This window comes from Myceligenerans cantabricum, assembly GCF_054777735.1.
Window position 1 is genome coordinate 265087 of sequence record NZ_BAAHAJ010000009.1, and the last position, 12133, is coordinate 277219.

General features: G+C 71.1%; 13 protein-coding genes. 9 read left to right on the forward strand and 4 right to left on the reverse strand.

Features of this window, described 5'->3' with window-relative positions:
* Window positions 1–174: 174 nt before the first annotated feature.
* Entirely contained in the window at window positions 175–588 is a 414-nt protein-coding gene (locus ACYU96_RS10345; protein ID WP_460752614.1) for a VOC family protein, read from the reverse strand.
* Window positions 589–858: 270 nt separating this feature from the next.
* On the opposite strand from ACYU96_RS10345, the gene ACYU96_RS10350 reads away from it, so the two are divergent.
* The 6 genes from ACYU96_RS10350 to ACYU96_RS10375 all read left to right on the forward strand — a co-directional run bounded on the left by ACYU96_RS10350 (window position 859) and on the right by ACYU96_RS10375 (window position 6225).
* Complete coding sequence (locus ACYU96_RS10350) at window positions 859–1779, forward strand: oxidoreductase (RefSeq protein WP_460752617.1); 921 nt, start codon at window positions 859–861, stop codon at window positions 1777–1779.
* Between the two features lie 165 nt (window positions 1780–1944).
* A complete protein-coding gene (locus ACYU96_RS10355) occupies window positions 1945–2859 on the forward strand; it encodes a helix-turn-helix transcriptional regulator (RefSeq protein WP_460752620.1) in 915 nt (304 codons plus the stop codon).
* Window positions 2860–3022: 163 nt separating this feature from the next.
* On the forward strand, window positions 3023–3697 hold the full coding sequence (locus ACYU96_RS10360) for a GAF and ANTAR domain-containing protein (RefSeq protein ID WP_460752623.1): 675 nt from the start codon (window positions 3023–3025) through the stop codon (window positions 3695–3697).
* Window positions 3694–4389 (forward strand): GAF and ANTAR domain-containing protein, encoded by a 696-nt coding sequence (locus ACYU96_RS10365; RefSeq protein ID WP_460752625.1) that lies wholly within the window; start codon window positions 3694–3696, stop codon window positions 4387–4389. Before ACYU96_RS10360 ends, ACYU96_RS10365 begins: the two co-directional genes overlap by 4 nt.
* 309 nt (window positions 4390–4698) lie before the next feature.
* Entirely contained in the window at window positions 4699–5661 is a 963-nt protein-coding gene (locus tag ACYU96_RS10370; RefSeq protein WP_460752628.1) for a TIGR03557 family F420-dependent LLM class oxidoreductase, read from the forward strand.
* 24 nt (window positions 5662–5685) lie between these two features.
* Window positions 5686–6225, forward strand: coding sequence for a CBS domain-containing protein (locus ACYU96_RS10375; protein WP_460752631.1), 540 nt, complete (start codon window positions 5686–5688; stop codon window positions 6223–6225).
* A 218-nt stretch (window positions 6226–6443) separates the two neighbouring features.
* On the opposite strand, the gene ACYU96_RS10380 is transcribed toward ACYU96_RS10375, so the two are convergent.
* Window positions 6444–6713: a DUF7218 family protein gene (locus tag ACYU96_RS10380; protein ID WP_460752634.1), complete on the reverse strand. Its 270-nt coding sequence runs from the start codon at window positions 6711–6713 to the stop codon at window positions 6444–6446.
* Window positions 6714–6882: 169 nt separating this feature from the next.
* Here ACYU96_RS10380 and ACYU96_RS10385 point away from each other — a divergent pair, with 169 nt between their 5' ends.
* The 3 genes from ACYU96_RS10385 (at window position 6883) to ACYU96_RS10395 (ending at window position 8278) form a co-directional block, all read left to right on the forward strand.
* Window positions 6883–7509 (forward strand): superoxide dismutase, encoded by a 627-nt coding sequence (locus ACYU96_RS10385; RefSeq protein ID WP_460752636.1) that lies wholly within the window; start codon window positions 6883–6885, stop codon window positions 7507–7509.
* Between the two features lie 45 nt (window positions 7510–7554).
* Entirely contained in the window at window positions 7555–7749 is a 195-nt protein-coding gene (locus tag ACYU96_RS10390) for a hypothetical protein (RefSeq protein ID WP_460752639.1), read from the forward strand.
* 229 nt (window positions 7750–7978) lie between these two features.
* Window positions 7979–8278 (forward strand): hypothetical protein, encoded by a 300-nt coding sequence (locus ACYU96_RS10395; RefSeq protein WP_460752641.1) that lies wholly within the window; start codon window positions 7979–7981, stop codon window positions 8276–8278.
* A gap of 26 nt (window positions 8279–8304) precedes the next feature.
* On the opposite strand, the gene ACYU96_RS10400 is transcribed toward ACYU96_RS10395, so the two are convergent.
* Both ACYU96_RS10400 and ACYU96_RS10405 read right to left on the reverse strand, forming a co-directional pair.
* The gene (locus ACYU96_RS10400; protein WP_460752644.1) at window positions 8305–9711 is read right to left on the reverse strand and encodes a DUF1254 domain-containing protein; all 1407 of its coding nucleotides are present in this window, start codon (window positions 9709–9711) and stop codon (window positions 8305–8307) included.
* A 159-nt stretch (window positions 9712–9870) separates the two neighbouring features.
* Window positions 9871–12018 carry a DEAD/DEAH box helicase gene (locus ACYU96_RS10405; protein WP_460752647.1) on the reverse strand — a complete coding sequence of 716 codons (2148 nt, stop codon included), beginning with the start codon at window positions 12016–12018 and terminating at the stop codon, window positions 9871–9873.
* Between the last annotated feature and the right edge of the window lie 115 nt (window positions 12019–12133).

Sequence of the window (12133 nt, forward strand, 5' to 3'; positions counted from 1 at the left end):
CCGGCCGCGCCGAGCTAACGCTGCAGGTGCATACCTGTTTGTCGCACCCGCAGTAGTGCTCGATGCCCCGTGCAGTTTAGAGGTTCCGGCACTAGATGCTCGGGTGAACTTGTCGGTCTACGGGACCTGGTGAATGCCTCGTGGCGACCGGCCTGACCTCGCCGGGCGTCGGTATCAGCTGCGCAGCGCGCCGAGGACCTCGGAGTAGTGGGCGTTCTCCATGACACCGAGCAGGTTCCCGAAGGGGTCGAGAACGGTTGCGGTGACGAACCCCGGGCCGCGTTCGGTCGGCTTCTCGTGTCCGGTGGCGCCGAGCGAGACCAGCCGGTCATAGGCCGCCACGACGTCGTCGACGGCCCAGTACGTGACCGCACCAGCCGGCTCGTCGGTGGGCGTGACGGGTGCGTACCTCCGGTCGATGATCCCGAGCTCGTGCTCGTAGTCGCCGATCCTGAACTCGGCATAGGCGAGGTCGTCCGCGATCTCGCGCACGAAGTAGGCGTCGACGCCGAGCACCTGTGCGTACCAGTCACGTGCGGCGGCGACGTCGTCGGCGAAGTAGGAGATGGTGGTCAGTCCGCGCAGCATGCGAGCTCCTTCGTCCAGGCGCCCGGGTCGACGCCGTCGGGACCATGCTTCCGTGGTCCGGCGGTCGCGCAACACGGGTCCGTGAACCCAGCCGCACGGAGTCCGGTACGTGAGACGTGCTCGGGCCCGGCTGGACTTCAGCCCGGCCGACGAGCACGGGCCGGGCGACGGGCGCCCGGGTGGGTCCTGCGCCGCGGCACGGGTGGTCCTCCCGGACCGAGGGAGGCCAGGACGCCGGTGGTTCGCCCGGGGCGGCCTAGCGTCCCCGCCATGACCTCGTGGAACGCAGCAGACATCCCTGACCAGACCGGCCGGCTCGCCGTCGTGACCGGGGCGAACTCCGGCCTGGGGCTCGTGACGGCGACCGAGCTCGCCCGGCACGGCGCCGACGTCGTCCTCGCCGTGCGCAACACCGTTGCCGGTGACGAGGCGGCCCGATCCATCGCGGCCGTCGCACCGGGCGCGAAGCTGCGCGTCCGCGAGCTCGACCTGGCCTCGCTGGAGTCCGTACGGGCCTTCGCCGTGGGCGCCCTTGCCGAGCTCCCGAAGATCGACCTGCTGGTCAACAACGCCGGGCTCGTGATCCTCGGGCCGCGCCGGACCACCGCCGACGGCTTCGAGCTGCACCTGGGCACCAACATGCTCGGGCACTTCGCGCTCACCGGGCTGCTGCTCCCGCTGATCGGCCGGGGTGACCGCCCGCGTGTCGTCTCGCTCAGCTCGATCACCCACAAGAGCGCGCGCCTCGACCTCGAGGACCTGATGTCCGAGCAGGACTACCGGGCCGCCCCGGCCTACGGCGCGTCGAAGCTCGCCACGACGGTGTTCGGGATCGAGCTCGACCGTCGGTTGCGCGCCGCCGGCTCGCCCGTCCTCAGCGTCCTTGCCCACCCGGGCATCTCCGGCACCAACCTCACCCCGCGCGCCCTCGAGGACCGTGGGCCGCTCGGCAGGCTGGCGGCGCGGCTCTTCCTGCTGGGCACCCAGCCGGTGCAGCGCGGGGCACTGCCCCAGCTGCACGCCGCCACCGCCCCGGGAGTGCGGGGCGGGCAGTTCTTCGGCCCGGCGGGGTTCCGCGAGATGCGCGGGCGCGTCAACGAGGTGCGCGCCTCCGCCGAGGCTGTCGATCCCGCCGTCGGGCGACGGATCTGGGACGCGGCGCAGGAGCTGACCCGGGTGACCTTCCCGTGACGCGGCAGCCAGGTCCGTCTCCGCGTCGGGCCGCGCACCCCTGCCCGTGCGCACAAACGCGCGGCCCGCTGGCCGACGGCATCGCGCCCGCCGGTTCGTCGCCCTGTCCTCCCTCGGTCCGGGAGGACCACCCGTGGCGCGGCGGGAGGGCGCACACTGGTGGGCATGGCGACGGAACAGGCCTACGCCCGCGAGCTCGGAGACTTCCTGAGGTCCCGGCGCGAGCGCACCACACCGGCGGACCTCGGGCTGGAGCCAGGCCCCCGGCGCAAGGTCGCCGGCCTGCGGCGCGAGGAGATCGCGTTGCTCGCGGGGCTGAGCGCCGACTACTACCAGCGGCTGGAGCAGGGCCGGAACGTGCGCCCGTCGGACACCGTGCTCGACTCGATCGCCGACGCACTGGCGCTGGACGAGGTCGAACGGCGGCACATGCTGATGCTCGCGCGCGCGACCCGTCAGCCTGACGTGCGGGTCCGGAGGCGTCCCGAGCAGGTGCCGGCGAGCACCGCACGGCTCCTGCCGCTGATGGGCGTCCCGGCCGTGGTGCTCGGCCGGCACCTCGACGTGCTCGCGTGGAACGAGCTCGCCGCCGAGCTGATCGGTGACCCGGCGCTCTATCCGCCGCAGCGGCGCAACTTCCTCACGGCGCTGTTCAGCGAGGAGGGTTCCCGGCTGCACTGCGCGGACTGGGAGTCCATGGCACTCGACTACATCGGCATGCTCCGTAGCGCCGTCGCCGCCGATCCGGGCCATCCGCGTGCGGTCGCGGTCGTGGGCGAGCTCAGCATCCGCAGCGCCGAGTTCCGGCGCCTGTGGGCGCGGCACGACGTGCGCGAGAGCGTGCACGGCGCCAAGGTGATCCACCACCCGCGCCTCGGTGACATCCCGATGGAGTGGGACGCCTACCCGCTGCCGGGGAACCCGGGACCGGTCATGCTCGTCTTCACCCCCCGCGGGGGACCTGCCGACGACCAGCTGCGCCTGCTCGGCGCCCTCGCCGGCCCTGGCCTTCGCGCGGCGAGCGACACGGCGCCGTCGGACGGTGGGACGCGGCCCGCCGTCGTCGGGGAGGGCAGCTAGGACCCTGTCCCGGAATCCCTTCACGCCGGGAGAATGGTTCCGCCGGCCTCGCGCTGCTGGTCGTCGCCGGGACCCCAGGGGGCCTCCCGCTTCCGGCGCGGACCGGTGGGACACTGGTGGCATCCGAGGGGGTGAATGCTTGGAGCGGACGAGACTCTTGACCATGCTCGCGCGATCCCTGGCCAAGGTCGATGCCGATCGCCCGTTCGCGATGCGCCTGTGCGTGGCCTGTGTTGACATTCTCCGGGCGCAGGGTGGAGCGCTCACCATCGCGGTCGCTCCGGACGAGCGTGTGTCGGTCAGTACTCCAGGGATGTTCGACCAGCTGGAACCCCTTCAAGAAGTCGTCGGTGAGGGCCCTGTTCGGCAGGCGATGGTTGAGAATCGCCTGGTCAGCCTACGCGTCGGCGGCGGGGTGGAGGACGATCCTGTCTTCTCTCAGCTGGCTGGGCCGCTGAGCAGTGACGTGACGGTCTACGCGGTGCCGATGCGCGGGGGCGGTCGCGTGGTCGGCGTCTTCAGCGTCTATGTGACGACCGAGCCGCAGTTCCGCAGCCCGGAGGATCTGCAGTTCCTGGCAGATGCTGTCGGTGCTTCGCTGCTCGGGGGCACCGAGTCGCTCGACTGGTCGGAGCGTGCGCGGATCCACCAGGCGACGGGGATGGTCGTCGCTCAGCTACGGATCCATCCCGATGACGCACTCGCAGTGATCCGAGCGCATGCTTTCTCACGATCGACGAGCCTCTTGGCCGTCGCGCAGGACGTGCTCGACAGGCAGGTGACGTTCTCTCCGGACGAGGCGAGCGGTGGTACGACCGAACGAACCGAGGAGCCATGACGCGCACACCCGCTGACACGCTTGCGGACGCAGTGTCCGCTCTGGTGCACGAGCACGACACCAGCGACATTCTCGACCGGCTGATCCGAGATGCCGCCCACCTGATCAGCGGATCCGCAGGTTTGCTCGTGCGGCCTGCGGACGGTGCTCCCCTTGAGGTCCTGGCTGTCACCGACCATGCTACGACTCACCTTGAGATCTATCAGAAACAGAAGGGCGAGGGCCCGTGCGTGGAGGTGTGCGCCACCGGGCAGCCAGTTGTCGCGACCGGGGCGGCGGACATTCTCTCGCGGTGGCCGGAGGTGGGGCAGGCGATCCTGAATGCTGGCTTCGAGCAGGTCTATGCCTATCCCCTCGCCTGGCAGGGCAAGGTTCTCGGCGGACTCAACATCTTCGGCCCCGAGGTCCGTGTGCTCGACAGCAAGGGGGTCCGCACGGCCCGGGCTTTCGCTGACATGCTGACGCTGGTGGTTGCTCAACCCGATGTTGTTCCCGACCAAGAGATCTACGAGCGACTGGCCCGGGTGCTGGAAGGCAGGGTCGTCGTCGAGCAGGCCAAGGGTGTGATCGCGCACGGTATGGGCGTCGACATGCCCCAGGCCTACGACAACCTTCTCCGTATGCGTGAAAGCAACGGCGAGACGTTGATGGAGACGGCGCAGCGCGTTGTCGCCGAGGCGTACAGGCGCTGATCACGCGGACCACGATCTCGCCGGTGCGTGGCGAGTCGCGGATGGTGAGTCCCGAGTCCGCCACCGGGTGGTCCGCCCGCCGCGGCGACGCATGCTCGGCCGGGTACTCGTCCCGCCGCGGCGAGCGGCGTCTCCAGTGTCATCACTCGGTGTCATCACTCGCACCTCGGCTCCGGGTCCGCAGCCGGCTCAGGAGGCGGGGGCGCGCCGGTTGCCGGCGGGCGTCCCGGGAAGCGGGACAGGCGAGTGCCGACCGTTCGACCTAGGGTCGAAGAGACGCGCCGGTCGGCAGACGTGGCAAGGAGTTCCATGCGTATCGGATACACCCTGATGACTGAGCAGAGCGGCCCACGAGACCTGCTGCGGTACGCTGCGGCGGCCGAAGAGGTGGGCTTCGACTTCGAGCTGTCGAGCGACCACTTCACTCCATGGCTCACCGAACAGGGGCACGCCCCGAATGCGTGGGTGCTCCTCGGGGCCGTCGCCCAGGCGACGCGCAGTGTCCAGCTGATGAGTTTCGTGACCTGTCCGACGGTGCGGTACCACCCCGCGGTGGTCGCGCAGCAGGCCGCGACGCTGCAGCTCTTGGCAGAGGGCCGGTTCACGCTGGGCCTCGGCAGCGGGGAGAACCTGAACGAGCACGTCGTCGGTGCTGGATGGCCGAGCGTGGAGGTGCGTCAGGACCGCCTCGAGGAGGCGATCCACATCATCCGGGAGCTCCTGACCGGAGAACTCGTGACCTGGGAGGGGGACCACTTCCGCGTGGACTCCGCACGGCTGTGGGACGTCCCCGACGCCGGCGTCGAGCTCGGTGTCGCTCTGTCCGGCGCCGAGGGCGTCGCGCGTTTCGCGCCGTTGGCCGATCACCTGATCCAGGCTGCGCCTGACAGCGAGGTGGTGCGTGGCTGGACGAACGCTCGTCCCGGCTCCTCACGGGTGGTCGGCCAGCTCCCGGTGTGCTGGGATCCGGACGAGGAAGCCGCCGTCGAGCGTGCGCTCTCCGAGTTCAGATGGTTCGCCGGCGGCTGGGCGGTGAACGCCGACCTCCCTACTCCTGCTGGATTCGCGGCTGCGACGCAGTTCGTCCGGCGCGAGGACATGGCCTCGTCCATCGCCTGCGGGCCCGACCTCGACAAGCTGGCCGAGAGCGCTCGTCCCTTCCTGGACTCCGGATTCACCGACCTCGCCATCGTGCAGATCGGTAACCACCAGCAGGACCGCTTCCTGGCCGAGGCGGCTGCGCCGCTGCTCGACCGCCTTCGCTCGCTCTAGCCAGGCCCCCTCGCTCCGCGCAGCGTGCTCGAAGCGTCTCCGGATGCGAGCGGGTGGGGATCTCAGCACAGTGGAAGACGTCGGCGGGGTAACCCGCCGTCCGGCAGGAACGCACGTCGTGAACGAAACGAGAGGAGCATCGGCATGGCGACACAGACGGTTTCCGATTTCATGACCCCTGCGCCGACCACGGTCGACGTGGACGACTCGGTCCAGGTCGCAGCACAGGCGATGTCAGCAGACGACATCGGAGCGGTCCTTGTCGAGGAAGGTGACCGCGTGGCAGGGCTGGTGACCGACCGCGACCTGGCTGTGCGAGGCATCGCGGCGGGAAGGGGCCCCGAAGCGTCGGTGCGCTCGGTCATGAGCGACCGGCTCGTGGCCGTCGGGCCGCACGACACGGTCGATGCTGCCGTGAGGGTCATCAGGGACGCCGCGGTCCGGCGTGTTCCGGTGATGGACGGCGAGAACGCCGTCGGTATCGTCTCGCTCGGCGATCTGGCGATGGCGCTCGACCCCCGCTCCGCACTGTCCGACGTCTCGTCGGCGGAGCCCAACAGGTGACCAGCCTCTGCGGGCGACTCGCCCGTGCCGGTCTTGGCGGCGAGGCGCGTCGGCCCATGTGGGCATGGCCGACGCCCCGGCGAACCTCCTGGCCGGGGTCGTCGCGCTCGGTGTGGCCGGGATCCGCCGCTTCGCGAGCGTGGCGGGGCGCGTGGTAGGTGTGAGCGCCCGTGCCACGCTCGCGGGATCGTGCGAGCCGTGGACGCCTGACCGGGGCGTCAGTGGTTCCGCAAGGCCTGGATGAGTTCGGCCTTTCGCATGGTGGACCGGCCGGAGATGCCGATCTCGGCGGCCCGACGGCGGAGGCTGGCGACGGTCCAGCTGTCGTAGTCGCCGGCCTCGCCGCCCTTGCGTCCCACCTTCGCGCGCGACGACGCGGCGGCGGCGTTGGCGACGCGCGCCGCCTTCTCCTTGGAACTGCCTTCGTCGCGCAGGCTCTCGTAGAGTTCTTTGTCCTTCACGCTGGGTCCTGGGTCTCGCTTCGGCATGGTTCGTCCTCTCATGGCTCGGTCCGTGACTCCACGATGGGGCAACTCCGCGCCACCCGCACGCGTGGACGATTCTCGGGGGGATGCGAGTGCCCGGAGTGCGACTTACCGTCGACGCAGCCCGGACGATCCGTCCCGGGCTGCGTCCACGAGGAGAACGGAGAACGACATGCCGGTCTACACCTTGCCGGATCTGCCCTACGACTACGCGGCGCTCGAGCCGCACATCAGCGGGCGCATCATGGAGCTGCATCACGACAAGCACCACGCCACGTACGTCGCGGGCGCCAACACCGCGCTCGACGCTCTGGCCGAGGCCCGGGAGAGCGGTGACCTCGCCGCCGTCAACCTGCACGAGAAGAACCTCGCGTTCAACCTGGGCGGGCACACCAACCACACGGTGTTCTGGCACAACCTCTCGCCCGACGGCGGCGGCGAGCCGGATGGCGAGCTCGCGGCGGCGATCACCGACCAGTTCGGCAGCTTCGCGGCCTTCCAGGCCCACTTCGCGGCGGTCGCCACCGGGATCCAGGGCTCCGGCTGGGCCGTGCTCGGCTGGGACAGCGTCGGCCAGAGGCTGGCCGTGTTCCAGCTCTTCGACCAGCAGGCGAACGTGCCGCTGGGCATCATGCCCCTGCTGATGCTCGACATGTGGGAGCACGCCTTCTACCTGGACTACCTCAACGTCAAGGCGGACTACGTCCAGGCGTTCTGGAACCTTGCCAACTGGCCCGACGTTGCCGCGCGCCTGGACCGGGCCCGTGCCACGACGAACATCCTGAGCGCCGCGCCCTGAGCGTCGCGCCCCTGGAGAGGGCCGGCGGCTCGGAAAGGGGAGAACATGGAAGACAGGAAACGCCATGATCCGGCGTCGGCCGAGGACAGCGACTCTCCGCCCGACAGGTCGGAGAGGTCGAAGAGCGAGGCCGATCGTCCGAAGTCGCGCACTGAGGACGAGGCCGGCTCCGAGATCCCGGGCGAGGTCCCGGAGGACGACCCGGACCGCGAGGGGGAGGACCGCTTCGACGCCGGATAGGGGACGGTGGCGGTGCCGGGGCCCGAGTGCTGGGACATCAGGGCGGGGGCGGGAGACACGGCGATCGCCGTGTCTCCCGCCCCCGCCCGGAGATCCCGGCGGGAGCCATGGAAGCGCCTGTACGGTGCCAGCCGGGCGACACGGGTGTTGCTCCCCGAGAGACTCCCGGTCTACCGTGTCACGACGGAGTCATGAAGCGGCACCGGACCAGCCGGATCTGGAGGCCAGCATGTCATCGCCGATCATCTTCTCGTCCGAGCGCGACGATGCCGGCCGCGACGCGCCGCGTCCCGACGTCCTGAGCGAGGTGGCGATCGAGCGGGCCAAGAGCGCCGTCGTCGCGCTCCGTGGCGTCGATGACGCTGCTGCCGAGCGGCTGCTCTCCGACGTGGCCGACAGCGCGGGCGTACCGCTGCGCGTGGCGTCCGACCAGGCTCTCGCGAAGCTGGAGTCGCGGGCGGACAGCGAAGGTCTGACCTCGGACGCTCTCGACACGGCGCTCGACGAGGTCGGCCCCCGTGGTGCTTAGGGCGCGGCTCGCGCGTTGGCTGGCTGTCACGTGGCCGGGCGAACATCTCCCTGCGTGATCGGAGGCAGGACATAGCCTCCGTCCAGGACGGCCGGGTGAGGTTCGTACATGCGAAGGACGGGCCGGAACTCGCCGGCCGGGCTGGGGAGCCAGTTCGCGGCGGCCTGCGGATCGCTGGGCCGCTCGTGACCGATGGTGATGGTCAGGGCCCCGTCGTCGTCCAGGACGATGCCGGGGGTGCGGTCGCCGATGGAGTACCGGTCCAGGGGGTTGTCCACCAGGTAGAAGTCGGGCACCGAGTACATGGTCAGCGACCAGAACGCGTCGACCGGTGGGGTGGGGTCCAGGCGCAGCGTGTACACGTGCGCACCGGTGAGCTGTTCACCGTGGTCGTCGACATACGTCATGACGTAGGCGGCCTCGTAGGGATGGTTGCCCCACAGGCCCCCGACCGCGGCGGCGGCGCGCTCGACGATCCGCAGCTTCGGGTCCTGGATCTTGAACTGGTCGTCGTCGATGGTCCCGACCTCGAAGAAGTCGAGGTTGTAGTCGAACGCGTGGAAGACGAGCTTCCAGCCGTTCACCTCCGGCGAGCTGCCCGAGACCAGTGCCTCGTGCAGCGTCGTCCTGGCGTGCTCCAGGCCGGCAGCCAGCGCGGCGGCGTCGGGCCTGGCGAGGTTCGCGTAGGGGGACGGGCCGGCGGCCGTCAGCCCGAGTGGTGCGAAGCTCTCCTGCAGGGGCTCGTCCCGGTGGGCCGGGGGGAGCTGCTGGGACCAGACCCGCAGCTTCTCCAAGAGCGTGAGCTCGTCGGGGACCGACGGGTCGGGCCGCGCGAGACCTGCGGGGACCGCCGTCGTGTCGAGCGGTGCGAGGGTGGTGGCGTCCTGGAGCGCGTGGACGACGGCGAGGTCCTGGTCGGTGCCGACCGCCCACCGGCCCACGATGGACGCGATGCGGGTCGGGAGCCGCACGACGGTGGTGCGCTCGGGTGCCTCGCCGTCCCAGCCGGGCGGCACCAGCAGGAACTCGCCCGCACCCGTGCCGGTCGCGCGGTGGCCGATGTAGGCGAAGTTGTTGGTCCAGGCGTCCACGAACTGCAGCACGTAGTACCGGCCGTGGGCGTCGGGGACACGGAGGGTGACAGGTCCCACGCTCAGGTCGAGCTGTGCGACGGAGTACAGCGTGTCGTTGTTGATCGTCACGAACGTGTCTGCGGGACCTGCCAGCGTGCGGGCGTGGCTGAACCTGTTGAAGGGGGCGGCCGGGATCGCGCCGACCCCCTCCTGGACGAACCGGGTGACCTGGTCCAGATTGAACACCAGGGGGAATCCGTAGAGGTACGCCTGGGTGACGAGCCCGGGGTCGGTGTCGAGGGTGCTCATGATGTCCTTCCGGTCGAGCAGGACGGCCGGCGCCGCAGTTCTCGTCGGCATGAGCTGCACATCCCTGATCTCCACCCGGACGAGTCCGCGGAGCCGTGCCCGACCTGCCGTGCCACCGAACCTAACGCGCGGCCGGCGCAGGGGGCGTCACCCGAACAGGGTGACGCCCGCCGGAGCCGACGAGCCCGAGCGGGAAGGTGCCGTCGGCGGTCAGGCGTCGTCGTCCGGGGCGAGCGCGTCGGTGAGCAGTGCGAGGAGGGCTTCGAGCTGAACGTCCGTGGACGATGCGACGTCCTCGTCGCCTGCCCCGTCCAGCGCCCTGGCGGCCAGCCCTGCCTTGCTGTCGATCAGCCCGGCGATCGTGGAGTCGATGGTCTGGGCGGCGATGATCCGCCAGGCGGTGACGGGCTCGGCCTGGCCGATCCGGTGGATCCGGTCGATGGCCTGGGTCTGCTCGGCGTGGGTCCAGGACAGCTCGGCCAGCACCAGGTTGGAGGCAACCTGCAGGTTCAGCCCCACGCCGGCGGCCGTCAGGGAGCACACCACGATCGAGACGTCGGGATCCTGGGTGAACGCGGCGATGTTCTTCTCGCGCACCTTGGGTGTCTGGTCGCCGCGGATCGAGGCGTAGCCGATGCCGCGGTCGGCGAAGGTCTGCTCCGCCTGGTCCATCACGTCGACGTGCTTGGCGAAGAACACCACCTTGCCGACGTTGCGCGCCAGCTGTGCGGCGTAGTCGGCGGCCAGCCGGGCCTTGGCCCGGCCGATCCCGCGCACCATGGTGAAGACGTTCTCACCGCCGGTCCGTGAGCTCGAGTCCTTCAGCTCCGCCGCCGCCACCCGGCGCGCGAGGTCGAGGTCGATCTCGCCCGCGACGTCGGCGGCGCCGCGTGCCTCGACGGCGGACCGGTAGCGGCTGACCAGGCGGCGGGTGAGCGCGGCCTCCGCGGCGCGGATGGAGCGGCCCGCCGCGCCGTCGAGCTCGACCGGCAGGTCCGCCACCCGGCGGGCGGGGATGTCGGCGACGACGTCGGCCTTGCGGCGGCGCACGATGCCCCGCTCGATCACGCTGGTCCGGGCCGCGGCGTAGAAGCCCGGGTCGGCCGGGGTGAGCCCGGTGTCCTCGAGGGCGGTCAGCAGCGCGGCGAGCGGCTTCGTGTCGTCGATCCAGCCGAGGAACTGCCAGATCGCCCGGAAGTCCTCGATGTCGTTGATCAGCGGGGTGCCGGTGAGCGCCATCAGGAGCGGCCGGGTGCTGCGGGCGCGGATCCGCTCGGCGACGGCGAGCACGTGCTGGGAGCGCTGGGAACCCTTGTTCTTGATGAAGTGCGCCTCGTCGACGATCATGCCGCGGAAGCCGAGCTCACCGAGCCAGCCGACGTGCCGGTCCAGGAGCTCGTAGTTCACGATGACGACGTCCGCGAACCCGTCGACCCGGTCGCCGTCGCCGTGGACGACCGTCGCACGCCGCTGCGGCGTCCACATCCCGACCTCGTGCGCCCAGTTCGTCTTCACCACGTTGGGCGCCACGACCAGCAGCGGGTAGGCGTCGGCCGCCTGGGCGGCGAGCAGCGCCTGGGCGGTCTTGCCGAGCCCGGGCTCGTCGGCGAGCAGGAAGGTGCGATGCCCGCGGGCCGTGGCCTCGACGACCTGGGCCTGGTGCGGCATCAGCCGCTGGCCGGGGGGAGCGGACACCGAGCGGGTCTCGGGCAGCGGCATGCAGGCGGGCGCGCCGGGGCCGGCGTACTCGAAGGACCGGAAGAGCGGCTCGAGCAGCTCCCAGCCGGCCAGGCGGCGGACCTGTGGAGCCAGCCGCTCGGCCGCGGCCTCGAAGTCCGGGGCGAGAAAAGGGTTCGCCAGCTGGCGTGAGATCACCGAGCGGGGCACCACCCGCTTCTGACCACCGGGTGCCGGCGGGGCCGGCGCGGCCGGCGCGGGCTCCTCGGGGGGCTCCAGTCCGCCGGCGCGCATCATGGTGGCCTTGAAGGCGCGCGCCGCGTCGGACACCCGGGCGTCCTCGGCGAGCAGCTCGAGCAGCGACGTGTCCCGGGCTGCGATCTTGGCCAGCAGCGTCGCCACCCCGTCGAGCCGCTTGAGCTGCTGGGTCCGCCGGGACTCGGTCAGGGCGCCGTCGCCCTTGACCCGGGCCCGCTCCTCACGCATGAGCAGCGCGACGACCTGGAACTTCGTGCGTACCGCGGGGCGCGTCGGCGGTCGCTGCACGGCCCCGTCGACCTCGCGGGCGACCTCCGCGAGCACCGGGATGATCCCCTGCTCGGTGCGCTGCGGGGCCCGGCGGCGCTGGGCGCCCGATCCGGTCCGCGCGCGACCGGACCGGCGTTGGCCTGGTCGTGCCACATCTCCTCCTTCAACTGCATCCGTACTGCGACGGCGCGTCGCGCCGTGCCCCGCCCGCGCACCACCCGTCGACCGCGGGACGGCCGGCCCGGGTCAGGGCGCTCCCACCGGTCGC